This window comes from Paractinoplanes toevensis (assembly GCF_018332695.1).
Classification (GTDB): domain Bacteria; phylum Actinomycetota; class Actinomycetes; order Mycobacteriales; family Micromonosporaceae; genus Actinoplanes; species Actinoplanes toevensis.
In genome coordinates this window covers 1-24,461 of record NZ_BOQN01000090.1, presented here as the reverse complement: position 1 = coordinate 24,461, position 24,461 = coordinate 1, and the positions used below count along the sequence as shown (strand labels likewise).

25 protein-coding genes are annotated in these 24,461 nt (G+C 70.1%); 16 read left to right on the top strand and 9 right to left on the bottom strand.

Annotated elements, in window-relative coordinates:
• The first annotated feature begins 50 nt into the window (after positions 1 to 50).
• A complete protein-coding gene (locus Ato02nite_RS34945) occupies positions 51 to 962 on the top strand; it encodes a CDP-alcohol phosphatidyltransferase family protein (protein WP_213010952.1) in 912 nt (303 codons plus the stop codon).
• A gap of 3 nt (positions 963 to 965) precedes the next feature.
• On the opposite strand, the gene Ato02nite_RS34940 is transcribed toward Ato02nite_RS34945, so the two are convergent.
• Positions 966 to 1,433, bottom strand: a complete 468-nt coding sequence (locus Ato02nite_RS34940; protein ID WP_213010951.1) for a GNAT family N-acetyltransferase — start codon at positions 1,431 to 1,433, stop codon at positions 966 to 968.
• Positions 1,434 to 1,490: 57 nt separating this feature from the next.
• Here Ato02nite_RS34940 and Ato02nite_RS34935 point away from each other — a divergent pair, with 57 nt between their 5' ends.
• From Ato02nite_RS34935 to Ato02nite_RS34925, 3 genes are all read left to right on the top strand, one after another.
• Positions 1,491 to 2,042, top strand: a complete 552-nt coding sequence (locus Ato02nite_RS34935) for a hypothetical protein (protein WP_213010950.1) — start codon at positions 1,491 to 1,493, stop codon at positions 2,040 to 2,042.
• Between the two features lie 59 nt (positions 2,043 to 2,101).
• Positions 2,102 to 2,941 (top strand): helix-turn-helix domain-containing protein, encoded by an 840-nt coding sequence (locus Ato02nite_RS34930; RefSeq protein WP_213010949.1) that lies wholly within the window; start codon positions 2,102 to 2,104, stop codon positions 2,939 to 2,941.
• Positions 2,942 to 3,066: 125 nt separating this feature from the next.
• Positions 3,067 to 3,771 carry an SDR family NAD(P)-dependent oxidoreductase gene (locus Ato02nite_RS34925; protein ID WP_213010948.1) on the top strand — a complete coding sequence of 235 codons (705 nt, stop codon included), beginning with the start codon at positions 3,067 to 3,069 and terminating at the stop codon, positions 3,769 to 3,771.
• Between the two features lie 403 nt (positions 3,772 to 4,174).
• Here the strand turns inward: Ato02nite_RS34925 and Ato02nite_RS34920 are convergent, their stop codons facing one another.
• The 3 genes from Ato02nite_RS34920 to Ato02nite_RS34910 form a co-directional block, all read right to left on the bottom strand.
• A complete protein-coding gene (locus tag Ato02nite_RS34920) occupies positions 4,175 to 4,705 on the bottom strand; it encodes a DUF4190 domain-containing protein (protein WP_213010947.1) in 531 nt (176 codons plus the stop codon).
• Between the two features lie 115 nt (positions 4,706 to 4,820).
• Complete coding sequence (locus Ato02nite_RS34915) at positions 4,821 to 5,546, bottom strand: YqjF family protein (protein WP_213010946.1); 726 nt, start codon at positions 5,544 to 5,546, stop codon at positions 4,821 to 4,823.
• 5 nt (positions 5,547 to 5,551) lie between these two features.
• Positions 5,552 to 6,265 (bottom strand): aminoglycoside 3'-phosphotransferase, encoded by a 714-nt coding sequence (locus tag Ato02nite_RS34910; RefSeq protein WP_246607834.1) that lies wholly within the window; start codon positions 6,263 to 6,265, stop codon positions 5,552 to 5,554.
• Between the two features lie 70 nt (positions 6,266 to 6,335).
• Here Ato02nite_RS34910 and Ato02nite_RS34905 point away from each other — a divergent pair, with 70 nt between their 5' ends.
• Positions 6,336 to 7,022, top strand: coding sequence for an HAD family hydrolase (locus Ato02nite_RS34905; RefSeq protein WP_213010945.1), 687 nt, complete (start codon positions 6,336 to 6,338; stop codon positions 7,020 to 7,022).
• On the opposite strand, the gene Ato02nite_RS34900 is transcribed toward Ato02nite_RS34905, so the two are convergent.
• Positions 6,991 to 9,519 (bottom strand): ABC transporter permease, encoded by a 2,529-nt coding sequence (locus tag Ato02nite_RS34900; protein ID WP_213010944.1) that lies wholly within the window; start codon positions 9,517 to 9,519, stop codon positions 6,991 to 6,993. The two genes, Ato02nite_RS34905 and Ato02nite_RS34900, sit on opposite strands and share 32 nt — an antisense overlap.
• Positions 9,520 to 10,257 carry an ABC transporter ATP-binding protein gene (locus Ato02nite_RS34895; RefSeq protein WP_213010943.1) on the bottom strand — a complete coding sequence of 246 codons (738 nt, stop codon included), beginning with the start codon at positions 10,255 to 10,257 and terminating at the stop codon, positions 9,520 to 9,522.
• 254 nt (positions 10,258 to 10,511) lie between these two features.
• Here Ato02nite_RS34895 and Ato02nite_RS34890 point away from each other — a divergent pair, with 254 nt between their 5' ends.
• Entirely contained in the window at positions 10,512 to 10,991 is a 480-nt protein-coding gene (locus Ato02nite_RS34890) for a hypothetical protein (protein WP_213010942.1), read from the top strand.
• A gap of 14 nt (positions 10,992 to 11,005) precedes the next feature.
• Complete coding sequence (locus tag Ato02nite_RS34885) at positions 11,006 to 11,821, top strand: DUF4097 family beta strand repeat-containing protein (RefSeq protein WP_213010941.1); 816 nt, start codon at positions 11,006 to 11,008, stop codon at positions 11,819 to 11,821.
• A 186-nt stretch (positions 11,822 to 12,007) separates the two neighbouring features.
• Here the strand turns inward: Ato02nite_RS34885 and Ato02nite_RS34880 are convergent, their stop codons facing one another.
• Together Ato02nite_RS34880 and Ato02nite_RS34875 are read right to left on the bottom strand one after the other, a co-directional pair.
• Entirely contained in the window at positions 12,008 to 12,730 is a 723-nt protein-coding gene (locus Ato02nite_RS34880) for a LuxR C-terminal-related transcriptional regulator (RefSeq protein ID WP_213010994.1), read from the bottom strand.
• Between the two features lie 115 nt (positions 12,731 to 12,845).
• Complete coding sequence (locus Ato02nite_RS34875) at positions 12,846 to 13,793, bottom strand: RecB family exonuclease (protein WP_213010940.1); 948 nt, start codon at positions 13,791 to 13,793, stop codon at positions 12,846 to 12,848.
• Between the two features lie 50 nt (positions 13,794 to 13,843).
• On the opposite strand from Ato02nite_RS34875, the gene Ato02nite_RS34870 reads away from it, so the two are divergent.
• The 3 genes from Ato02nite_RS34870 to Ato02nite_RS34860 all read left to right on the top strand — a co-directional run bounded on the left by Ato02nite_RS34870 (position 13,844) and on the right by Ato02nite_RS34860 (position 16,689).
• A complete protein-coding gene (locus Ato02nite_RS34870; RefSeq protein WP_438873095.1) occupies positions 13,844 to 15,022 on the top strand; it encodes a site-2 protease family protein in 1,179 nt (392 codons plus the stop codon).
• A 50-nt stretch (positions 15,023 to 15,072) separates the two neighbouring features.
• On the top strand, positions 15,073 to 15,990 hold the full coding sequence (locus Ato02nite_RS34865; protein ID WP_213010992.1) for a tRNA (adenine-N1)-methyltransferase: 918 nt from the start codon (positions 15,073 to 15,075) through the stop codon (positions 15,988 to 15,990).
• 105 nt (positions 15,991 to 16,095) lie between these two features.
• Entirely contained in the window at positions 16,096 to 16,689 is a 594-nt protein-coding gene (locus Ato02nite_RS34860; protein WP_213010939.1) for a hypothetical protein, read from the top strand.
• A gap of 89 nt (positions 16,690 to 16,778) precedes the next feature.
• Here Ato02nite_RS34860 and Ato02nite_RS34855 read toward each other — a convergent pair whose 3' ends face one another.
• Positions 16,779 to 17,072 carry a ferredoxin gene (locus Ato02nite_RS34855; RefSeq protein ID WP_213010938.1) on the bottom strand — a complete coding sequence of 98 codons (294 nt, stop codon included), beginning with the start codon at positions 17,070 to 17,072 and terminating at the stop codon, positions 16,779 to 16,781.
• A 174-nt stretch (positions 17,073 to 17,246) separates the two neighbouring features.
• Between Ato02nite_RS34855 and arc the strand changes: the two genes are divergently transcribed.
• From arc to prcA, 6 genes are all read left to right on the top strand, one after another.
• Positions 17,247 to 19,028, top strand: a complete 1,782-nt coding sequence (arc, locus tag Ato02nite_RS34850; RefSeq protein WP_213010937.1) for a proteasome ATPase — start codon at positions 17,247 to 17,249, stop codon at positions 19,026 to 19,028.
• Between the two features lie 61 nt (positions 19,029 to 19,089).
• The gene (locus tag Ato02nite_RS34845; protein ID WP_213010936.1) at positions 19,090 to 20,388 is read left to right on the top strand and encodes an acyltransferase family protein; all 1,299 of its coding nucleotides are present in this window, start codon (positions 19,090 to 19,092) and stop codon (positions 20,386 to 20,388) included.
• A 28-nt stretch (positions 20,389 to 20,416) separates the two neighbouring features.
• Entirely contained in the window at positions 20,417 to 21,934 is a 1,518-nt protein-coding gene (gene dop, locus Ato02nite_RS34840) for a depupylase/deamidase Dop (protein ID WP_369076931.1), read from the top strand.
• Between the two features lie 109 nt (positions 21,935 to 22,043).
• Positions 22,044 to 22,259 carry a ubiquitin-like protein Pup gene (locus Ato02nite_RS34835; RefSeq protein WP_213010935.1) on the top strand — a complete coding sequence of 72 codons (216 nt, stop codon included), beginning with the start codon at positions 22,044 to 22,046 and terminating at the stop codon, positions 22,257 to 22,259.
• A gap of 259 nt (positions 22,260 to 22,518) precedes the next feature.
• Positions 22,519 to 23,358 (top strand): proteasome subunit beta, encoded by an 840-nt coding sequence (prcB, locus tag Ato02nite_RS34830; protein ID WP_213010934.1) that lies wholly within the window; start codon positions 22,519 to 22,521, stop codon positions 23,356 to 23,358.
• A gap of 50 nt (positions 23,359 to 23,408) precedes the next feature.
• Positions 23,409 to 24,260: a proteasome subunit alpha gene (gene prcA, locus Ato02nite_RS34825; protein WP_213010933.1), complete on the top strand. Its 852-nt coding sequence runs from the start codon at positions 23,409 to 23,411 to the stop codon at positions 24,258 to 24,260.
• Positions 24,261 to 24,461: the final 201 nt, after the last annotated feature.

The window sequence follows — 24,461 nt, the reverse complement described above, 5'->3', positions numbered from 1 at the left end:
GGTCCGCGCGTTCCTTTGTTCACTTTTCGGCACCCTGGTGGAGTTGTTGCATGGCGCGACGGGTCGCTCTCGGCGAAATCCGCTCCCGGACCTACAAGCGGCGGGATGCGTGGTGGACCGTCTGGCTCGTCGATCCGCTGGCCTCACGCCTCGTCTGGCTGGTGGCACCGTGGCGGTGGGTCACGCCCAACCTGCTCACCTTCCTGGCATTCCTGATCGGCATCGGTGCGGCCGCCAGCTTCTGGCAGGGTAGTTACGGCTGGCTGGCGCTCGGCGCGCTGCTGTTCCACGTCAGCTTCGTGCTCGACTGCATGGACGGCAAGATCGCCCGGTTGAACGGGACCGGCTCAGTGTTCGGGCAGTGGCTCGACTACGTCTTCGACCGGCTCCGGGTCGTGGTGTGCACGATCGGGCTGTTCGGCGGTCAGTACGAGCGGACCCACGACTTCCTCTTCGTCTGGCTCGCCGGCCTGGTGCTCTTCCTGGACATGTTCCGGTACCTGAACGCCCTGCAGATGGGCAAGGTCAAGACCGTGATGAAGGACAACCTGACGGCCGTACGCGGACCGGACGCCGCCCCGGTGAGCTTCGTCGAGGACGAGTCGGACGAGCACCCGGTGTCCGTGGACGCGGTGTCCGAGGCCGACCACGTGGTCGACGTGCACAGCGACTTCCGTAACCGGTTCGGCCTGTTCATCCGGTTCCGCAACGCGCTGATCCGGCAGCGGATCCGGGCGCACGTGTTCAGCGGCATCGAGTTCATGATGTTCGTGTTCATCGTCGGTCCGCTGGTGAACTGGATCATCGGGACCACGCTGATCTCGTCGGCTCTGATGATCGGCTTCGAGCTGCTGCTGATCTACAAGCTCTGGACCGCCACCCGGACGTACGAGCGCAAGATGGCCGCCGCGCCGAAGGTCCCGGTGCCGGCCCCGGAGCTCGACCAGGTGTCCGCCGTCTGACGGCTACAGAACGTGATCCATCAGGGCCACGTCGGTCAGCACGGTGTAACCGTTCTGGGCGTACAGCTCAATTGCTCTGGTATTGGTGATCTCGGTGTGCAGTGACAGCCGGTGCGCGCCGGCTGTCCGGGCCTCGCCCGCGACCTGCGCGAGCAGGGCGCGGGCGACGCCCATCCCGCGCGCCTGCGGCGCGACGAAAAGATCCCGCACCAGCCAGACGGTGCGCAGGGTGAGGGCGGCCGGAACGACCGCGATCGAGCAGATGCCGTACGCCTCCGTCGGCGTCCCGGCCACGTAGATCCGGGCGCGGGACGAGAGGACCTGTTCGAGCACCCACTCGGCGACCGCTTCCGGGGCCGGGTTGGCGCCGTAGTGCTGCCGGTACTCGTCGAACAGCGCGGAGGCAGCGGCGAAGAGCGGCTCGTCCGGGTCCGTGAGCCGGTGCGCCGACATCGCCGTCGTCACGGTCATAACGCCATAATCCCGTTGAGACCGACAAACCGCTCTATAAACCCGCATAATGCAACGGTGGCGCACATCGACCAAGTCCTCGGACCGGCCGACGACACCGTGACGTTCTTCCAGCCCCGAGCCATGGTTTACGTGACCATGCTGTGGGTGACCGCGGCCGTGTGGGTGATCTGTCTCGGCCTGTACCTGCTGATGCGGCTGGCTTTCGGTGACCCGCTGCCGGCCGGCAGCGTGGTGACCTTCCTGGAGATGGCCCTGATCGTCCCAGCCGTCCTGTCCGCCGCCATCCTGCTGCTGGCCTGGAAGCGCCTGGGCTGGCTGCACAGCTCCATGCACGGCCTGGACTTCGCCGCCACCGGCCGCAAGCCCGTGCATCTGCCCTGGGCCGGCGTCGCCACGGTGTCGCTGCGGCACTGGGGCCCGTTCCGGGAGCTGGTGGTCACCCCGATCGCCCCGGACTTTGCGACGGTGGGTGACGGTGTGGGCCGCGCACCCCGGACGCGCAAGCGCGGCGGCGAGGTCTCCTACCTGGTCGACGTAGGCCTGATGTCCCCCGGCCCCGAGGTCCTGATCGCCGAGCTGCACCGCCGCCTGCCCACCAAGGTCTGAGGCTTGACCTTCCGGCAGGGGCACGAGAAGGCTGGGAGAATGACCAGCCGGGCGCTGCGGTGATCCACTCCGTGCCGGTCCGCCCGGAAGCGGCCGGGTGCGAGACCGCCGAGTGCAACCCCGCGCGCCGGCTGCGGGGCCACGTGATCGGGTACGGCGGGTTCCGGTCGCTGACCGGGCGCGCCATCCCGCACCGGCTGCTGCCGATCAGCCTGGCCGCGCTCATCGTGGACTTCGCCGAGGAAAAGGCGCTGGTCACCGGCCCGCGCGCGGAAACGACCACGAACGGCCCGACTACCTGGGGGCACGGCATCACGGTCGGGCTGACACCGGCCGGCGCGGCGGGCCTGCTCGGCGTGCCGATGCGCGAGCTGACCGGCAGAACGGTGCGACTCGACGAGCTGCCCGGCCGATGGGCCACCGACCTGCCGGAACGGCTGGCCGCAGCAGCAACGTGGCCGGGCCGCTTCGACCTCTTGAACCGCTTGCTGGCAACCCGCCTCGGCCTGCCGACAGCGGGCGGCGTGTGCGGCTTGCGCGGACCGGAGTGGGCGGAGTCCGACCTGGCCATGGCGGCTTGGCGGCGGCTGCAGCGGGCCGGCGGCCGACTGCGGATCGGGGATCTCGCGGCCGAGCTGGGGGTGGCGCGGCGCGGACTGGAGCGTGAGGTCCGGGACGCGTTCGGGCTCCCGCCGGGGGCGGTGGGCCGGATCACCCGATTCCAGCGAGCCGTTCAGCTCCTCGCCGAGGGACTGGCGCTGGCGGAGGTCGCGATCGAGAGCGGATACGCCGACCAGCCGCACCTGACACGGGAGACGCGAGTCATGGCCGGCGTCACGCCCGGCGAGCTGCGGGCTTTCGTTCAGCATCGGCCTATGGCACCCACCGCCGTCCCCTGAGAGCCGCCGCTCCGCTCGGCGTTGCGGCTAGTTCTGCGCGCGGCGACGGCGATGTCGGCGTTTCCGGGGAAAGTGCGCGCATTTGTTCAATACCCGGCCGCGGGGGTTGTCTAGCGTTGCCGGGCATGACGCTCAGCGGGAAGACGGCGGTTGTGACGGGTGGCTCGCGGGGGATCGGGCGGGCCATCGTGGCTCGGCTCGCCGGGGCGGGGGCGCGGGTGGTGTTCACCTATGCGCACGAGGAGCCGGTGGATCTCGTCGACGGGACCGTGGCGGTGCGGGCCGATCAGGGGGATCTCGGGAATCTGGCGGCGATCTTCGAGCAGGTGGGGGACGGGCTCGACATTCTGGTCAACAACGCGGCGGTCGTGTCGCAGACGCCGATCGCGGAGCTGACCGCCGAAGAGATCGACCGGGTGTTCACGGTCAACTTCCGGTTTCCGCTGCTGGCCATCCAGCGGGCGATCCCGCTGCTGCGGGACGGCGGGCGGATCGTCAACATCTCCACGCTGAACACCGTGCTGGCCGGGCCGGGGCTGTCGCTCTACTGCGCGAGCAAGGCCGCCCTCGAGCAGGTCACCGCGGTCGCGGCCAAGGAGCTCGGGCCGCGCGGGATCACCGTCAACACAGTATCGCCGGGCGCCACCGACACCGATATGCAGCGGGCGGCCAACTCCGACGAGGCCCGCGAGCGGGCGGCCCAGCTGACCACGCTCGGGCGGCTGGGCACTCCGGATGACATCGCCGCCGTGGTCGCGTTCCTGGTCTCCGCCGACGGCGGCTGGATCACCGGCCAGAACCTCCGCGCCACCGGCGGCCTGGTTTTCTAGGAACCGATGAGCCCAGGTCCGCGTTCCTACATGCTGGCCTGCCCTCCCGCATGCCGAGCGCCCGTCTCAAAAGCAAGACACCGCTCCCGGATACTGGCTGCTCAGCCCACGAGATGGACAACCTCGCTCAGCAATCGTCCAATATCCGGCATTTCGCCGATCAGAGCAGGGCTCGCATCGCGATCATGTTGAGTTCCGGCAAGCTCCGCACGGCAAGTCATCAAGATCTGGGCAATCCGTTCGGGGCGCCCGGCCCGCGACCGAAACTCCTCAAGATCGGCGGTTCGCCCGCTGAGCACCGCCCGCACGACTCCATGCCGGCTGGCGCCGCCGACCGCCGCGTCGAGGGTGCAGGTCGCGCTGGGTGCCGCGTCGAAGGAGCAGCTCGCGCTGGGCGAGGCGGTTACGGGCTTGGCTGCAGCGGGAGGCCGTTGGCCTTCGTGCCGGTCACCGTCACGGTGGCGTCGAAGTCGTCGTCCTCCGCCAGGTCGCCCAGTGGGGTGCCGCGCAGCAGGACGCGGACGCCGTCGACGGTGGTGAGCACCTCGTTCTCGGCGCTCTCCGTTATGGCGTGGCCGGACAGGGTGAAGGTCTTGCCCTTTGATGCCAGGTCACGGGCGGTGATGGCCGGGGGTGTCGTCTCGTCGGGCACGTCGGGGTTCACCGTTACCGTGGTGCCGGTGGGGCGGGCGATCATGGACTCGTCGATCGGTGGGTCGCCGGGGTTGGCGATGTTGGCCAGGGTGAACACACCGGCCACCAGCCAGACCGCCGAGATGACCAGGCCGGCCACGGCCATCCTGCGGCCCTCGCCGGTGCGGTCGGCGCGGCGCAGGGCCAGGAACGAGACGATCAGGCCGACCGGGCCGCCCAGGATGCTGAGGAGCAGGCCGATGGGCGCCAGCGGGTTGCCGGGGTACTGATCGTCATCCATGACTCGATGGTGGCAAGTCGCTGCCACCCGGCGGCCCGCGACGGCCTTGCGTGGCAGCGGCCCGGCCGCCTCGGCGGTGGGCGCCGGTGCGGTTGGGGGCCCCGACGGCGTACGTCTAGAGGGGTTTTCCGAAGTTGACCTTGACGCCGGGGGAGTAGAGGACGCTGGCCGGCGGGCCCTTCGGGGTGGGCAGGCCGGTTGCCGCGACCAGCTCGTCGTCGAGGTCGAGGAGCGTTGCGCGGCGCAGCGGCCAGCGGGGGTGTTCGTTGGGCAGGTGGATGGTGCGGCCCCACGCGTTCGTGTGCAGACCCCAGCGGGCGGTGACGAAGTGTTCGAGTGCGGTGGGTTCGGCGATTTCATCGCCGATGCGGACGGTGAGGGTGCTGCTCGTGCCTCTCGGTTGCGGCCAGCGGCGTTTCGATGTGTACGTGATGACGTCGCCCTCGTGTCGCAGGCGCATCCGCGACCACATGTACGGCAGGCGGAGCCACGCTCGCGCGGTGAGCACCGGCAGCAGGCGTTCGGCGTCGAGCGACAGGAACACGACCGCGCGATGGCCGCGCCGGTCGACGCTGTAGAGACGCACGTTGGTCTCGGCGAACGTGCCCAGGTAGGGCAGGCCGGGGCCGCGCAGGAAGCCGAGGCCCTCCATCCGGAACGCGATCAACCCGACGTAGGTGACACCGCCGAGCAGGTCGGGGGTGGTGCCGGCGGGCAGCAGCGGCGCGACGACGTCCGGGTCGATCGGCCAGTGCAGGAACGTCAGGTCGGTCCAGCGTTGCACCAGGATCGACCGGCGCACCGGCCGGATCGTCTCGGGGGTGACCTCCTCGACGGACATGGATGTCAGCCTAGATCCCACAACAACCGGTAGTAGGCGATGCGTTCCGGATCGGGGGCGATGCCGTAGGTAGCGAAGAACAGCTCTTCCCAGCCGTCGCCGTAGTTCCAGCTCAGGCTGTAGGACGCCACCGCCAGGTCGGCCCAGCGGTCGGCCACGCCGAGGGCGGCCATGTCGACGTGGGCGACCCAGCGGCCGTCCGGGCCGAGCAGGGTGTTGGGGGCGCAGGGGTCGCCGTGGCAGACGACGAGGCGGTCGATGGCCGGCGGGTTTCCGATCTTGTCCCGGTCAACTTTTTCGAGGCGGCGCTCGACGCTCCAGTCGAAAGGGCATTCCTTGACGGGTACGCCGTTGTGCAGCTCTTTCAGCCCGGTCGCGATAGCCGTCACCGCCGTGGCCTTGTCCCAGCGCTTGTCGACGGCGGACCAGCCGTTGATCGCTTTGGTCACCAACCACTCGCCGGTGTCGTCCGCGCCGCTGCTGACGACCTCGGGAACGGGAGTGTAGGAGGCGGCCCACGCCAGCCGGCCGGCCTCGTTGCGCAGCGGCAGATCCGACCCGCGTGGGGCGAACTTCACGAAATAGTCGGTCCCGATGCGATATGTCAGGCCGCCGAGGACATTGCGCCAAATCGGGGTCAGCGGGCGGCCCGCGGCCAGCATGGTCACGGCGGCGGGGACGGCGATGTCGTCGCCGAAGTCGGTCTCCGGAGGCTGCACGGGGGTCAACTCTGCCACTTGCGTCACACGCCGCCCCGGATACCCGGCCGGGCGGGAAGAATTGGCCGCGATGAACTCACAACAACCCGCCGCGGTGCTCTTCGACATGGACGGCACGCTGGTGGACAGCGAGAAGGTCTGGGAGATCGCGCTGCACGAACTGGCCGCGTGGGCCGGTGGCACGCTGTCGCCGGAGGCGCGGGCCGCGATGGTCGGCGGCAGCATGTCGTCGAGCATGCGGATCTTCCGGGAGGATCTCGGCCAGCCCGACCGCCCCGAGGAACCGGACGTCAAGTGGCTGACCTCGCGGGTGTTCAACCTGTTCCGCGAGGGTCTGGTGTGGCGTCCCGGCGCGGCCGAGCTGCTGCGCGCGGTCAAGCTGGCCGGCCTGCCCACCGCACTGGTGACCTCCACCGGCCGCATCCTGGTCGAGGCCGCCCTCGACACCCTGGGCCGGGAGAACTTCGACGTGGTGGTCTGTGGTGACGAGGTCACCATGCCCAAACCCGACCCCGAGCCCTACCGGACGGCGGCCGCCCTGCTGGGCGTGCCGATCGAGCAGTGCGTCGCGATCGAGGACTCGCCGACCGGCGTGGCCAGCGCGCTCGCCTCCGGGGCGGTCGTGCTGGCCGTGCCGGCCGAGCTGGAGCTGCCCGCGACCGACGGGGTCCACCTGCGCCGTTCCCTGGTCGGGGTGGACCCCGCCTATCTGACCCAGTTGCTGATCACTCAGCGGCTATTGCAGCCAGAACATTGAGCCGGGCCGCCTTGATCGCCGGCAGCACCGACGCCAGCACCCCGACCAGCGCGGCCAGCACCAGGTAGAGGCCCATCCCGCCCCACGGCAGCACCAACTGGTCGATGCCGTCGTCGTTGAGGGCCTGGACCACCGCGGCGCCCAGCCCGGAGCCGACGACCACGCCGAGCAGCGCCCCGAAGACCGAGATGACCACGGCCTCGACCGTCACCATCCGCATCGTCTGGGACCGGCTCAGCCCGACCGCCCGCAGCAGGCCCAGCTCGCGGGTGCGTTCCAGCACCGACAGGGCCAGCGTGTTGACCACGCCCAGCACCGCGATCAGGATCGCCAGCGCCAGCAGCACCTGCACCATCGTGATGACCGTGTCGAAATCGGACAGCTGCTGGTCGATGAACGTGGTGCGGTCGGTGGCGGACACCTCGGGACTGTCGGCCACCAGGGCCTTGATGCCGGGCAGCACCTGGTCGACGGTGGTGCCGTCGGTCAGGCGGACGAACGCGAAGACCGGCTGCGGAATGCCGAAGTCCTTGGTCGCGGCGGCCGGCAGCAGGTAGGTGCCGGGCATCGTGTCCTCGTCGTAGGTCGCGGCGATCGTGTATTTGTGCACGTCGCCGTGAGCCAGCTGGACGTCCACGGCGTCCCCGACCTTCCAGCCCCTGTCGCTCAGTTCCTGCGTGCTCAGGGCGAGCTGGTCGGGCTTGAGCGCCGGCAGCTGTGGACCGCCGAAGGCATCGGCCAGCCGGGCCAGGTCGTCGGTCGCGGTGACGTACGTCAGCTTGCCGTTGACCTGGGCCTGGTCGTTCCAGATCCCGGCGGCGGAGCGGACCCCGGCGATCTGCCTGGTCTGGTCGAGAACCGCCGGATCGAAGGTCGGCGGCCGCGGGCCGTTCTGCTCGCCGCCGATGATGACCTGCGCCTTGACGGTGTCCTCGGCCTGCGCGGCGATGCTGGTCTTGGCCGAGTCCATCACCACGGTCACGCCGGTGACCAGGGCGATGCCGACCATCAGCGCGGCCGCCGTGATCGCCGTGCGGCGCGGGTTGCGGCCCGAGTTGAGCCGGCCGAGCCGGCCCGGAACCGACCAGGAGAACAGGCGGCCCAGCAGGCCCACCACCGGCCGGGAGATCAGCGGGGTGAGCAGGGCGACCCCGATGAAGCAGACCAGGACGCCGCCGAGGATCAGCCAGAGTCCGCCGCTGCCGAACAGGCCGAGGCCCAGCATGGTGCCGCCGATCGCGCTCACGATCGCCCCGCTCACGCTCACCTTGGTGAGCGGGCGGTCCGGGGTGGCCACGTCCTGCATCGCCGCCACCGGCGAGATCCGCGACGCCCGTAGCGCCGGCAGGACCGCCGCGACCACGGTGACCAGGACGCCGACGATCAGCGAGCTGAGCACGGCGGCCAGCGGCACGCCGACGGTCGCCATCTCGAAGCCGTCGTTGAGCGAGGCGAACAGCTCGCCGAGCGCGGCACCCACGCCGACCCCGGCCCCGAGGCCGAGCGCCGCCGCGACCAGGCCGATCACCACGGCCTCCAGCAGCACCGAGCCGATCACCTGGCGGCGGCTCGCGCCGAGGGCCCGCATCATCGCGAGTTCCCGGGTCCGCTGGGCCACGATGATCGAGAACGTGTTGAGGATCAGGAAGATCCCGACGAACAGGGCGACGCTCGCGAAGCCCAGCAGGATCTTGTTGAAGAAGCCGAGGAACTCCTTGAGGCCCGCCGCGTTGTCCTCGGCCAGCTGGTCGCCGGTCTTGACGTCGTAACCGGCGCCGACCGCCGTGGCGATCCGGTCCCGTAGCTGCTCCGGGGTGACCCCGTCGGCGGCCTTCACGACGACCGAGTTGAACATGCCGGTCTGGCCGATCATGAGTTTCTGGGCGACCGGCTCGGTGAAGGCGACCTCCTGCGAGCCGCCGATCGAGTCCTTGTCGTTCTTGTAGCCCCAGATGCCGACCAGCGTGAACGTCTTCTTCGGTTCGAGGGTGAGCACGCCCACCCGGTCGCCGACCTTGAGGTTGCCCTGCTTGGCGACCAGCGCGTTCACCGCGATCTCGTCGTCCCTCTGCGGTCCGCGGCCCTCGCGTAGCTTGAGCAGGTCGTCCTCACCCACCCAGTTGTTGCCCAGGCGGGGTGGGCCGGTGCCGGCGAGCACCTTGCCGTCGGAGCCGATCACGCGGGCGCCGTCGGCGGTGACCATGCCGGTCGCGGTTTTCACCCCGGCGACATTTCGGACTTCGTCTACTGTTTTGGCCGGCAGGGCGGAGGGGACCTGCTCGCCCTCCATCTCCGAGACCTCGATCTTCGGCTTGGCCGACACCGACACGTCGGTGCCCTCGAAGGCGGTGGCGAACAGCTGGTCGAAGGAGCGCCCCAGGGTGTCGGTCACCACGAACGCGCCGGCCACGAACATCACGCCGAGCACCACGGCCAGGCCGGAGAGCACCAGCCGCAGCTTGCGGCCGAGCAGACTCTTCAGCGTCGCGCGCAACATCTAGACCAGCACCTCTCCGGACTTCATCGCCTCGAGGACGGTCTCCGGGGTGGGGTTGGCCAGCTCGTGCACGATCGAACCGTCGGCCAGGAAGACCACCCGGTCGGTGTAGCTGGCCGCGACCGGGTCGTGGGTGACCATGACGATGGTCTGGCCGTGCTCGCGCACGCTGTCCCGCAGGAACGCCAGCACCTCGGCGCCCGACTTCGAGTCGAGGTTGCCGGTCGGCTCGTCCGCGAAGATCACGTCGGGCCGGCTCATCAGCGCCCGCGCGCACGCCACCCGCTGCTGCTGGCCGCCGGAGAGCTGGGCGGGCCGGTGGCTGAGCCGGTCGCTCAGGCCCACGGTCTCGATCACGGTGTCCCACCACTGCGGGTCGGGCTTCTTCCCGGCGATGTCCAGCGGCAGCCGGATGTTCTCCGCCGCGGTCAGCGTCGGCAGCAGGTTGAACTGCTGGAAGATGAAGCCCACCCGGTCGCGGCGCAGCCGGGTCAGTGCCTTGTCGTTCAGCCCGGTCACCTCGGTGCCGCCGATGTGCACCGTTCCCCGGGTGACCGTGTCCAGGCCGGCCAGGCAGTGCATCAACGTCGACTTGCCGCTGCCGGACGGCCCCATGATCGCGGTGAACCTCCCGCGGCCGAAACTCGCACTCACCCCGCGGAGGGCGGTGACCTGAGCCTCCGCCTTCCCGTACACCTTCCACACCTCTTCGGCGCGTGCCGCAACAGGCGTCTCCATCGTCTGAGCCCCCTCTTGTGCGGGCCGCCCCCGTTTTGGCCGGCCCGTCCGTCTTGGTCCGGCCGGGCCTGAGGCCCGGTCGGCAGGAATCAGTCTTTCGGCGCCGCGGACGCGAAACGTCCGTCCACAGTCGGACCGCGACGCGAGATTTCGGTACGGGGTGAACCCCAGGCGACGTCAGGGATCGCCCTGAGATGTCACCGTGACGCCGCTTTGGCCTTGACTGACGTCATCGATGACGTCATAGTGGTGACATGGACCTGACGCCGTACCTCGAGACCCTCCGGGCCGACCTGGCCGCCGCCGCGGCACCGGGCGGCCCCGAGACCACTCGTGCGGCCGAGTTGCTCGGCCACTCGCTGGAGGCGTCCGCCCGGCTGGCGCTGCTCGAGGCGCTGTCCGACGCGGCCGCCGAGATCACCACCCACCTGTCCGACGCCACCGTCGAGGTGCGGCTGCGCGGCCGCGAGGCCGACCTCGTGGTCACCCGCACCGCACCCGAGCAGCCCGACAACCAGCCGCCGCCCCCGCCGATGGCGGACGCCGGCGACCTCACCCGGCTCACCCTGCGGATGGCCGAGTCGCTCAAGACGCACGTCGAGCAGATGGCCGCCGCCGAGGGCATCTCGGTCAACGCGTGGCTGGTCCGCGCCGTGACCTCGGCCCTCACCTTTCGCAACCAGCCGCAGCCACCCCGCTCCGGCAAGCGCATGACCGGCTATTTCCAAGCCTGAGAAGGAGACCCCCGATGTACGAGTTCGACCACGCCCAGCCCGTCACCCTCGTCCTGCGCGCCCAGGGCGGTCTCGTCGAGATCACCGCCGAGGAGCGCGACACCATCCAGGTGGACGTGCAGCCGCTGGACAGTTCCGAGGCCGGTCAGGAGGCCGCCCGCAACACCCGTGTCGAGCTGGACGACGGCACCCTGCTCGTGCAGGCCCCCGGCAGCGAGCACTGGCTCTGGCGCCGCACCCCGAAACTGCTGATCACCGCGAAGGTCCCGATCGGCTCCGCCCTGCACGCCAAGAGCGCGGCCGCCGACCTGCGCGCCGCCGGCGTGTTCTCCACCGCGCACGTCAACGTCGCCTCCGCCGACGTCCAGGTGGCCGAGGTGACCGGCGACGCCTTCCTCGACGCGGCCAGCGGCGACATCGTGGTCGGCCGGGTCGGCGGCGGGCTGCGCATCAAGAGCTCCTCCGGCGCCCTGCACATCGGTGACGTCATCGGTGACGTCAACGCCTCCACCGCGAGCGGCAACATCCGGGCCGGCAGCCTCGAATCATCGGTCAAGGCCGGCACCGCGAGCGGCGACATCGAGATCGGCCGGCTGCGCCAGGGCAAGGCCAGCGTCAAGACCGCGAGCGGTGACGTCCAGGTCGGCGTCGCGGCGGGCTCCGGCGTCTGGATGGACCTGAACACCGCCTCGGGCCGCTCGACCAGCGACCTGACCGCGGCCGGCGACACCCCGCCGCCCGGCGACCCGGTTTCGCTGGAACTGCGGGTCCGCACCGCCAGCGGCAACATCCACGTGCACCGCTCCACCGAGTCGGCCCGGGCCGCCTGATGCTCCCCGGTTCCCGATTCGGCCTCGAGTCCGCCGCCCAGGTGGTGCGCCGCCGCCTGTTGCCCGCACCGCGCGCCGCCCGCCCGGCCCAGCCGGAGTGGCCCCGGAGCCGAGGCCCCACCCCGAACCCACGCCGTCATTGACCGTCGCGCCCGGTGGCCCCGCCCACCGGGCGCCGCGGCGTGCTCAGCTGCCGGGCTTGACCAGGCCTGTCTCGTAGGCGAGGACCACGGCCTGGGTGCGGTCGCGCAGGCGGAGTTTCGTCAGGACGTGGCCGACATGGGTCTTGATGGTGGTTTCGCTGACCAACAGGGCGCCCGCGATCTCCGCGTTCGAGTGGCCGCGGGCCAGGTGCACCAGCACCTCGCGCTCCCGGTCGGTGAGGGCGTCGAGCTTCGAGGTCGTGGTGGTTTCCGGCGCGGGCAGGGCCTCGGCCACCCGGGCCAGGATGCGGGCCAGCACCATCGGGGTGATCACCGCCCCGCCGACCGCCACCGCCCGCACGGCCGCGGTCACCTCGTGGGCCGGTGCGTCCTTGCGCAGGAAGCCGCCCGCACCCGCGGTGATCGCGGCGAGCACCTCCTCGTCGCTGTCGTGGTCGGTGAGGATCAGCACCCGCACCGGCAGCCCGCCCTGCGACACCGCCCGCGCCACGGCATGCCCGTCGAGCCGGGGAAGCGCAATCTCGGTGATCAGCACGTCCGGCAGCAGGCGCCGGGCCAACTCGACCGCCTCGGCGCCGTCTCCGGTCTCACCCACGACGACAATCTCCGGCGCGGCGGCGCCGCCGGCCGCGTCGTCGGCGTGGCCCGCCGCACCGCCCGGCCCGCCGCCTGCGCTCCCGATCGTGCCAGCGCGGCTCGCGCCGCCGGCCGCCGCCAGGACCATGCGCAAGCCGGATCGGTGCATGGGCGCCGGGTCGACCAGCAGCACGCGAACGGGCCTGGCCCTGCTCTCGCTCACCCCGCCGAACCCACCCCTCACGCCCGATCCTGCCCGCCTACCCAACCGGCGGGCCTGGGCGTCACCCTAGGCGATCGTCGTCGGCGGGGGTCAGGTCGATGCGGACCACCTCGCCGGTCGGGAACGGGGGTGGGGTGCCGCCGAACTCGGGGCACAGGGCCTGGTGGCTGCACCAGCCGCACAGCCGGCTCGGTTTCGGGCGGAAGTCCTGATTGCGCTTGGCCAGCTCGATCGCCTGGGACAGGGCCACCAGGGTGCGCTCGAAACGCTCCAGCTCCTCGGCGTCGGGGCTGTAGTCGCAGACCTCGGCGTCCTTCAGGTAGAGCAGGCGCAGCACGCGCGGGACCACGCCGCGGGTGCGCCACAGCACCAGGGCGTAGAACTTCAGCTGGAACAGCGCGCGGCCCTCGAACGCCTCGCGTGGCGCGCCGCCGGTCTTGTAGTCGACCACGCGCAGGTCGCCGGCGGGGGAGACGTCGAGGCGGTCGATGTAACCGCGGATCAGCAGCTCGTCGTCGACCAGGGTGGACACCAGGGCCTCGCGCTCGGCCGGCTCGAGCCGCTGCGGGTCCTCCACCGCGAAATAGCCCTCCAGCAGGGCCGACGCGCTCGCCAGGAAGGTCGCGAGCTGGGGCGTGCCGGGGCCGCCCGCGTCGGCCTCGGCGATCAGCGCGGCCTGGTCGGTGACGGCGGGCCGGGTGGCGGCGGCGGTGAAGATCTCGGCCAGGCGGGGCTCGGCCTCCAGCAGCGCCTGCCACGCGGGCTCGACCAGGGTGGCCGCGGCGGCGGGGGTGCGGGCGGCGGCCGGCAGGTCGAACAGGCGCTCCAGCACCGCGTGCACCAGGGTGCCGCGGGCCTGGTCGGCGGTCGGCTGCTCGGGCAGCTTGTCGATGGTGCGGAAGCGGAACAGCAGGGGGCAGGTCTTGAAGTCGGCCGCCCGCGACGGTGACAGCGAGGGGCCCGCGGGGGAACTGCCGGGCGGGGGCGAGGAGACCGTCTGTGCCGTCATGTCGAAGAGGCTAGGGCAGGGGTACGACGAAAATGCGGAGCCTCCGTAGCATCGACCGGGTGGAGCAGCCGAGCAGACCGCAACCGCGCACCGCCGGACGCCCGGCCCGGCCGGTGGGGCACGTGCTGCGCATCCCGATCTACATGAACTCCTCGATGCTGCTGCTCGCCGCGCTCGTCACCGTGGTCTACGGCAACTGGGTGCGGGCCGAGCTCGACCTGCCCGACCCGCTGGGCTATCTGGTCGGTCTCGGCTTCGTGGTCTGCCTGCTCGGTTCGGTGCTGCTGCACGAGCTGGGCCACGCGCTGACCGCCCGGCGCTACCGCATCGGCGTGCGCGGCATCACCCTGGAACTGCTCGGCGGCTGGACCGAGATGGACCGCGACGCGCCCACCCCGAAGGTCGACGCCCTGGTGAGCCTGGCCGGGCCGCTCGTGTCGCTGGTGCTCGGCGGCCTCGCCACGGTGGTCACCCTCGCGCTGCCCGACCGCACCCTGGGCGACCAGGTCGCGTTTCAGCTGGCCGCCAGCAATCTGCTCGTCGCGATCTTCAATGTGCTGCCGGGGCTGCCGCTGGACGGCGGCCGGGCGCTGCGGGCCGGCCTGTGGGCGCTGATCAAGGACCGCAACCGGGCCACCGAGGCCGCCGCCTGGTCGGGCCGGGCCATCGCGTTCGCCTGCATGGTCGTCGCGATCTGGCTCTACCGGCTCGAGCTGGTCACGCTGTTCGGGCTGGCGTTCGTGATCCTGGTCGTCTTCACCCTGTGGCAGGGCGCCGGCCAGTCGATCCGGCTGGCCCGGATGACCCGCCGGTTCCCGCTCGTCGACCTGGCCGCGCTGGCCCGCCCGCTGCTGACCGTGCCGGCCGGCACCCCGCTCGGCGAGGCGCAGCGCCGCCGCTCCGAGGACCCGAGACCGAACGTGGTGCTGGCCGTCACCGACTCGGCCGGTAATCTCACCGCACTGGTCGACCCGGTCGCCGCCGAGCGGGTTCCGGTCGACCGGCGCCCCTGGGTGGCCGTGGACACCGTGTCCCGGTCCCGCGACGCCGTGCCCGCGCTGCCGCTCGGGCTCAGCGGCGAGCAGGTGGTGCGCGCGCTGCAGGCCCACCCGGCCGGGCAGTACGTGATCACCGCGGGCGAGGAAGACCAGGATGTGGTGGGGGTTCTCCGGGTCGGTGATGTCGCCGACGTGCTGGAGCCGCGCCGCCCGAGAAGACCGGCACCATGACAGAGAGAAGAGTTGTGACCAGTTCGCCTGCCACCGTCGTCGAGGACTCGATGCCCGCTCACACCGGGCCGTTCCGGGCGGGTGACCGCGTTCAGCTCACCGACCCCAAGGGGCGGATGCACACGATCGTGCTGGAGCCGGGCAAGTCGTACCACACGCATCGCGGTGCCCTCGACCATGACGCGATCATCGGCCTGCCCGAGGGCAGCGTGGTCACCTCGGCCGGTGCCACCCAATATCTGGCGCTGCGCCCGCTGCTCAGCGACTACGTGCTGTCCATGCCGCGCGGCGCCCAGGTGATCTACCCGAAGGACGCGGCGCAGATCGTCGCGATGGGCGACATCTTCCCCGGTGCGAAGGTTCTCGAGGCCGGTGCCGGCTCGGGTGCCCTGTCCTGCTCGCTGCTGCGGGCCGTGGGCAGCGGCGGCGAGCTGCACTCGTTCGAGCTGCGCGACGACTTCGCGGCGATCGCGCGGAAGAACGTCGAGGCGTTCTTCGGCGGCCCGCACCCGGCCTGGCACCTGCACAACGGCGACGTCGCGGACAACACCGAGGCCGGTTTCGACCGGATCATCCTGGACATGCTGACCCCGTGGGAGGCGCTCGAGATGGTCGAGCGCGCGCTGGTGCCCGGCGGCGTCTTCATCGGCTACGTGGCGACCACCCCGCAGCTGTCCGAGCTGGTGGAGGCGCTGCGCGAGCGCGGCGGCTGGACCGAGCCGCGGGCCTGGGAATCACTGGTCCGGGACTGGCACGCCGAGGGCCTCGCGGTCCGTCCCGACCACCGGATGGTGGCGCACACCGCGTTCCTGGTCTCGGCGCGCAAGCTCGCGCCGGGCGTGACGGCGCCGCCACGGCGGCGCAAACCGAGCAAGGGCGCCGAGGCGTACGCACTTCGCCGGGCCGCTCAGGCTGCCCTCGCCGCGGCCGCCGCCGACCCGGCCGAGGCCGCCGACCTGGATCGATGAGGGTCCTCGCACCAGCGATGTGACTCGGGCCGCTCGATTCGGGTAGCTTCCAAGGCGGCATAAGCACGGGGAGGCCGAGCCATTGGGGAGCATGGGGTGGGAGCGATGAGTTCTCCGCCGTTCGGCGGCAGCAACGAGATGCCTGCGGTCTTCCCGGACTGGTCTCCGTACCAGGATCTCGACTCGGCGGCCCGGGCCTACCTGCGTGACCCCGAGGTGGCGCTCGACGCGCTCTTCGGGGTGCTGCGCGGTGCGTCGGTGCTCTGTTTCACCCTGGAGCGCTTCGTCAACGAGGTCAACGGCGTCTGGCAGGAGGTCGTCATCTGTGACGGCAGTCGCCTGGTGCTGTGGCACGGTGAGGATGTGGCGCCCGGTGACGGCCCGGTCGGCTCGATGACCTCGTCGCTGCGTGTGGTGCCGCTGTCGACGGTGACCGAGGTGGGCTGCCGGCGGCGGCTCACCCGCACCTCCAACGGGCAGGCCCGGGTCGACAGCATCGACGTCTACCTGCTCCTCAGCTCGATCGACGACGCCGTCCCGCCGCCCGGCATGGACGAGGGCGGCGAGGGCCGCACCGCGCTGCGGCACGACGCGCTGCGGTTCGGCAAGACGCTCGACGACGGCGGACCGGGGCAAATCGCCCGACTCGAGGAGTTCTCCCGCGTGGTGGCCTCGTTGGTGGGCCGCCCGACCCTGTGAGACTCGTTTCGGGGATGTGACATTTTCCGCGTTTCGTCAGCGCGCTGCGGAGGCACGCCCGCGGGCGCGGCGTACCCCCGGAAGGTTGGTCAATCGGCGTCCGGGCCGGCCACCTCGACGTCGTCGGCGGACCGCACCACGTGGATGCAGTCGCCGGGGCACTCCTTCGCCGAGTCGATCACCTCGAGCATCAGGTGGGCCGGCACCGCGGTGCGCGCTCCGGGGGATTGCAGCAGCTCACCGGCCTGGTCCTTGACGTAGGCAAGGCCGTCGATGTCGAACTCGAAGACCTCCGGTGCGTACTGCACGCAGAGCCCATCGCCGGTGCACAGGTCCTGGTCCACCCAGACCTGAAGCGCCTCTATACCGGTCTGCGTCGTCAACTGCAACCTCCTGAAAATGGTCCCGGCCGACGGTACCGGATGCCTCCGACAACCAACTTGCTACCACTGGCCGAATGGATCAAGACTCGGTGACGAGGGTGTTGCATGGGTCGAAATCCGGGCTACAGCAGCTAGTGTTATCGCAAGACGTTCGAGCCCCCGGGGAGGTGGGACGTGGCACGTAGCGACGAGGCGGATTCACGCGCCGCACGTTGGGAGAAAGAGGCCAACGATCTCTCCAGCCAGGTTGCGTTCCTGCAGGAGGAACTCGCCCTTGTTCGGCGAAAGTTGACCGAAAGCCCACGACACGTCCGGCAGCTTGAGGAACGGCTCGCGGCAACGCAGGCGCAGCTGGCCCGACTGACCGAGAACAACGACCGGCTCGTGGCGACCCTCAAGGAAGCCCGGACCCAGATCGTCACTCTCAAGGAAGAGATTGACCGACTCGCCCAGCCGCCCAGCGGCTACGGCGTTTTTCTGTCAGCTCACGAGGACGGCACGGTCGACGTGTTCACCGGCGGCCGCAAGCTTCGGGTGGCGGTGTCGCCGTCGCTCGAGGTCGAGGAGCTTCAGCGCGGGCAGGAAGTTCTGCTCAACGACGCGCTGAATGTCGTCGACGCGTTCGGTTTCGAACGCTCCGGTGAGGTCGTCCTCCTCAAGGAGGTTCTGGCCGGCCCGGACGGGCAGCGCGGTGACCGGGCTCTGGTCGTCTCGCACGCCGACGAGGAGCGCATCGTCTTCCTCGCCGACTCGCTCGACATCGCGAAGCTGCGTGCGGGCGACTCGCTCATGATCGAGCCCCGCTCGGCGTACGCCTATGAGCGGATCCCGAAGAGCGAGGTCGAGGAGCTCGTCCTGGAGGAGGTGCCCGACGTCGACTACTCCGACATCGGTGGCCTGCACTCCCAGATCGAGCAGATCCGCGACGCCGTCGAGCTGCCGTTCCTGCACGCCGACCTGTTCCGGGAGCACCAGCTGCGCCCGCCGAAGGGCATCCTGCTCTACGGCCCGCCCGGCTGCGGCAAGACCCTGATCGCCAAGGCGGTGGCCAACTCGCTGGCCAAGAAGATCGCCGAGCGGCGTGGTGAGGAGAAGCACACCAGCTACTTCCTCAACATCAAGGGCCCGGAACTGCTGAACAAGTACGTGGGTGAGACCGAGCGGCACATCCGCCTGGTCTTCCAGCGGGCTCGGGAGAAGGCCGGCGAGGGCACCCCGGTGATCGTGTTCTTCGACGAGATGGACTCGATCTTCCGGACCCGCGGCTCGGGCGTCTCCTCCGACGTGGAGAACACGATCGTTCCCCAGCTCCTCAGCGAGATCGACGGCGTCGAGGGCCTGGAAAACGTGATCGTGATCGGCGCGTCCAACCGGGAAGACATGATCGACCCGGCCATCCTGCGCCCCGGTCGTCTCGACGTGAAGATCAAGATCGAGCGTCCGGACGCCGAGGCCGCGAAGGACATCTTCGCCAAGTACATCCTGGCCGAGCTGCCGCTCTCGACCGACGATCTGATCGAGCACGGCAACGACCGCGACGTCACGGTGGCCGCGATGATCGAGGCCGTCGTCCTCCGGATGTACACGGAAAGCGAGGAGAATCGCTTCCTGGAGGTCACCTACGCCAACGGTGACAAGGAGGTCCTGTACTTCAAGGACTTCAACTCCGGCGCGATGATCCAGAACATCGTGGACCGCGGCAAGAAGATGGCGATCAAGGAGTTCCTCACCTCCGGGAAGAAGGGGCTGCGCCTGCAGCACCTGCTCGACTCCTGCGTCGACGAGTTCCGGGAGAACGAAGACCTCCCCAACACGACCAACCCGGACGACTGGGCCCGCATCTCCGGCAAGAAGGGCGAGCGGATCGTCTACATCCGCACGCTCGTCTCCGGTGGCAAGGGCGCCGAGGCCGGCCGCTCGATCGAGACGGCTTCGAACACCGGTCAGTACCTGTAACGAGCACCGATAGCGCGGGCGGAGGGATCACCCTTCCGCCCGTGCTGTCGTTGCACCGGGCATGACCGCCCCTAATCCGGTTCGTCTCGCCTGGTTGGACGCCCTGCGCGGCTACGCCGCCCTGGTCGTCGTCTGCTTCCACCTCAGCCCGATCGTGCTGGGCTCCGAGCGGCACCTCGCGGTCATGCGCCACATCGACCTCGGCAAGTACGGCGTACTGCTGTTCTTCCTGGTCTCGGGTTATGTCATTCCGATGTCGCTGGAGAAGCACGGCAGCCTGAGCCGCTTCTGGATCGGCCGCCTCTGCCGCATTTATCCGGCATATCTGTTCGCGATCCTGGTCGTCGCGCTGCTCTGCGCGCTCGGCTGGATGACCTGGCCGGCGTCGATCCGGAACGAGACCGTCACCGGCGTCCTCGGGCACGTCACGATGATGCCGGACCTGCTCGGCCAGCGCGGCGCCGTCCGGGTGTTCTGGACCCTGGCCTACGAGATGACGTTCTATCTGGTCGTCTCCGGCCTGTTCGCCTGGCGCCGGCACCGGCAGAGCGCCTGGTGGGCCTCCGGGCTGGCGCTCGCGGCCTTCCTGACGCTGCCGAACGACCTCTTCGGGGCAACGCCGGGACAGCGACGGCTCACGGCCGCGGTGCTGGTCGTCGTCATCGGGCTCAGCGTCCTCGCGTACGTCAAGGGACGGTTCGTGCTTCTGGCCGGCGCCGCCGGCATCGCCTTCCTGCTGCTGCCCGCCCTCAACGGCCACGACACGAGGAACAGCACCGTCATCGCGTCCTGGCAGGGTCTGCTGCTGCTGGCCGTGATGTTCGCCGGCACCGTCGTCTACCGCTGGCAGCACGGGCAGCTCGGCCGCCGGCCGGCGGCCCTCGCCCTGACGACGGTTGCGCTCGGCGTCATCGGTGCGCATTGGACACATCTGGGTACGACCGCCGCGCTGCTCGTCTGGTCGGCCAACGTCGGCGGGGTCGCGATCACGTTCCTTTTCGCGTACGCGATGAGAAACCGTGCCGTTCCGGGCGCTCTCACCGAGCTGGGGCGGATCAGCTACTCGCTGTATCTTCTGCACGCGGTACTGCTGTTCCTGCTTCCGCGCCTCGTCCCGGATATCGGGACCAGGGCAGGTGTGATCAGGGTCGCGGCCGGGCTCGCGTACATGATCGTCGCTCTTGGGGTTGCCTGGCTCGCGTACCGAATGGTGGAACTTCCGGGCCAGGCACTCGGCCGGAAGCTGACCGCCAAGCTCTCACCCCGCCCGGTTCCGGCGAGCTTGCTCGCCACCCAGCGTGCCGCCACGGCGACGGGGCACGGCGAAAGGGGTGCGAGAGCGTCTAGGCTCGATGCATGAGCAGCAGCGGCATGGGCGGAGTGGTCGCATGAGCGTTCGACGCATTATGGGCACCGAGGTCGAGTACGGCATTTCGGTCCCGGGGCAGCCCGGCGCCAATCCGATGGTGACGTCCTCGCAGGTGGTCAACGCCTACGGTGCCCGGCCCGAGCTCAACCGCGGGGGCCGCGCGCGCTGGGACTACGAAGAGGAGTCGCCGCTGCGGGACGCCCGGGGGTTCACCTATTCCGGCGCCGCCTACGACCCGGCCGACGCCCTCGCCGACGAAGACCTCGGCCTGGCCAACGTGATACTGACCAACGGTGCCCGGCTCTACGTCGACCACGCACACCCGGAGTACAGCACTCCCGAGTGCACCAATCCGCTCGACATCGTGAAGTGGGACAAGGCCGGCGAACGGGTCATGGCCGAGGCCTCCCGCCGGGCCGCGACGATCCCCGGAGCGCACCGCATTCAGCTCTACAAGAACAACACCGACAACAAGGGCGCATCGTACGGGTCGCACGAGAACTACCTGATGCGCCGGCAGACGCCGTTCGCCGACATCGTCGCGCACCTCACGCCGTTCTTCGTGACCCGGCAGGTGTTCACCGGTGTCGGCCGGGTCGGCATCGGACAGGACGGCTCCGGCTCCGGCTTCCAGCTCTCCTCGCGCGCCGACTTCTTCGAGGTCGAGGTCGGCCTCGAGACCACGCTGAAGCGGCCGATCATCAACACCCGCGACGAGCCGCACTCCGACGCCGACAAATACCGCCGGCTGCACGTCATCATCGGCGACGCGAACCTCTCCGAGATCGCCACCTACCTCAAGATGGGCACCACGTCGCTGGTCCTCGCCATGATCGAGGAGAAGGTGTTCAGCGGTGACCTGGGCATCGCCGACCCGGTCAGCGAGCTCAAGTCGGTCAGCCACGACCCGTCGCTCAAGCACCTCATCCGGCTGCGCGACGGCCGCCGGCTCACCGCGCTCGACCTGCAGTGGGCCTACTACGAGCGGGCCCGCGCGTTCGTCGACGAGCGGCAGGGCGACGACGCCGACGACCAGACTGCCGATGTGCTCGACCGCTGGGAGGACGTGCTCGACAAGCTCGGCCGCGACCCGATGCTCCTGTCGGACAGCCTCGACTGGGTTGCCAAGCTGCGGTTGCTCGAGGGTTACCGGGAGCGCGAGAGCCTGGGCTGGTCGTCGCCGAAGCTCCAGCTGGTCGACCTGCAGTACGCCGACGTCCGCCCGGAGAAGGGCCTCTACCACCGCCTGGTGGCCCGGGGCTCGATGAAGACGCTGCTCGACGACGCCGACACCCAGCAGGCGATGTACGAGCCGCCGGTCGACACCCGGGCCTACTTCCGCGGCCGCTGCCTGGCGCAGTACGCGTCCGAAGTGGTCGCGGCCAGCTGGGACTCGGTGATCTTCGATGTCGGCCGGGAGTCGCTCGTCCGGGTGCCGATGATGGAACCCGAGCGTGGCACCAAGAAGCACGTCGGTGCCCTCTTCGACAAGTGCGAGAGCGCGAAGGACCTGCTCGAGGTCATTACCTCGCGCTGAGCGGTTTACCGAAACGGACCGCCCGGCGGGTCGTTTTGTCACAGCCGCGCGGTAGGTTTGCGATACCCGATGTTGTGCGACTTCGGGTGGCGGAGAAGGGGGACATCCCATGGCAACCAGAGACACAGGTGGTCAGTCGCAGTCCGGCAAGAGCCGCAGCGACGAGGAGATCGAGGACGTCACCGTCGAGGCCAACCCGGAGGTAGCCGAGCGGCACGCCGAGATCACCGAGGACGTCGACGACCTGCTCGACGAAATCGACTCGGTCCTGGAGGAGAACGCGGAGGAGTTCGTCCGCGGATACGTCCAGAAGGGCGGCCAGTAAGCCGTTTTGTCCGATCCTGATGGATCGGGCGGCGGTTTCGCTTTCAGCGAACCGGCATCGCTCGGAAGGCCTGGAAAACGGCCCTCCGGGCGGTGCCTGGATAAGTGCGGCCCCGGCACGCCGGATCGGGCAAGCTGAGGCTCTGACACGTCGATCACGATCATCGCACCGGGTGGGTCCCGCGGGATATTGTGCTTCAACTGCAAAGGCGCCCCGGGGGAATCGGCGCCCGCGCGATCACGTATCTGAAAGGAACCACGTGGCTAAGGACTTTGATCCATCCGGTCGCCTCCCGGATATCTTCACCAACGCGGGGACGTCCTCCTTCACGCAGTTCCTGACCCATGCGGCGCCCGAGATGTTGCCCGGGCGCCGGCCGCTGCCTCCGGGCCTGGCGGGGGACATGGCGCCGCACGGCACGACGATCGTGGCGATCACGACGGCCGAGGGCGTGGTCATGGCCGGCGACCGCCGGGCGACCATGGGCAACCTCATCGCGAGCCGGGACATCGAGAAGGTCCACCCCGCCGACGCGTACTCGTTGATCGGCATCGCCGGCACGGCCGGCATCGGCATCGAGCTGATGCGGCTGTTCCAGGTCGAGCTGGAGCACTACGAAAAGATCGAGGGCATCATGCTGTCCCTCGACGGTAAGGCCAACCGGCTGGCCGGCATGGTGCGCGGCAACCTCGGCGCGGCCATGCAGGGTCTCGCGGTGGTGCCGCTGTTCGCCGGTTACGACCTGTCGCCGGCCGACCCGGCCAAGGCCGGGCGCATCTTCAGCTTCGACGTCGCCGGCGGCCTCTACGAGGAGACCGGCTACGACTCGATCGGCTCCGGCTCGCTGTTCGCCAAGTCCGCGCTCAAGAAGAAGTACCGGACCGGCGTCAGCACGCAGGACGCGATCCGGCTGGCCGTCGAGGCGCTGTACGACGCGGCCGACGACGACACCGCGACCGGCGGGCCCGACGTGACCCGCAAGATCTACCCGGTGGTCATGACGGCCACGGCACAGGGCACCCACCGGCTGTCCGAGGAAGAGATCTCGGCGGTGGCCGAACAGGTCGTCGCCGGCCGCATGGAAAATCCGGGCGGCTGAGTCCCGCTTCCACCACTGCTTTCAACCGGGACGAGAGGAAGTAGCCAGCCGTGGCCATGCAGTTCTACGCATCACCCGAGCAGGTCCAGCGCGACCGCTCGGAGTACGCCCGTAAGGGCATCGCCCGCGGCCGCTCCGCCGTGGTGCTGACCTACGAGGGCGGCATCCTGCTGGTCGCCGAGAACATCACGACCCTGCGCAAGATCAGCGAGATCTACGACAAGATCGGCTTCGCGGCCGTCGGGCGGTACAACGAGTTCGAGAACCTGCGCCGGGCCGGCGTGCGGATGGCCGACCTCAACGGGTACAGCTACGACCGCCGCGACGTGACCGGCCGGGGCCTGGCGAACGCGTTCACCCAGACCCTCGGTGCGATCTTCTCGGAGACCCAGAAGCCGTACGAGGTGGAGATCTGCATCGCGCAGGTCGGCGCCTCGCCCGAGGCCGACGAGCTGTACCGGATCACCTATGACGGCTCGGTCATGGACGAGCCCGGCTTCATGGCGATGGGCGGCCAGGCCGAGGCGATCTCCGGCGTCCTGCGCGACGAGCACGACACCGCGGCCGACCTGCAGACCGCGCTCGTGCTGGCGGCGAAGGCGCTGGGCAGCGTCGGCGGGGAGAACGGCCAGACCCGCACGCTGGAGGCGAAACAGCTCGAGGTGGCGGTCCTGGACCGCCGGCGCAAGGGCCGCACGTTCCGGCGCATCACCGGCGACACGCTGACCACCCTGCTCGGCCACGGCGCCGTGCCGGAGTCCGAGCTCGGCGAGACCGACGCGGCCCCGCCCAACCCGGCCGAGGACAAGCCGACCGTGTCGGCGGCCCCGGTGGCCGACGCCGGCAAGGTCCCCGACGACCCGGCCGAGCCCGCCGACGACGTCAACGGCGACGGTTCTTGACCCACAACGAACGCTGAGGCGCGGCTCCGGCCGCGCCTCACCGCTTTCCGGTGCGGCTGGCCTTGTGCCGGGCCGCCGCGTTCCGTGGCGCGGCTCTGGCCTTGCGCCGGGCTGGCCGATGTGCGCCAAACCGTTGGTCGCGGCGCCCCGGCCGCAGATCTTGTGGGACTTCTGCGAGGTCGGCGGTTTCAAGTGGTGGTT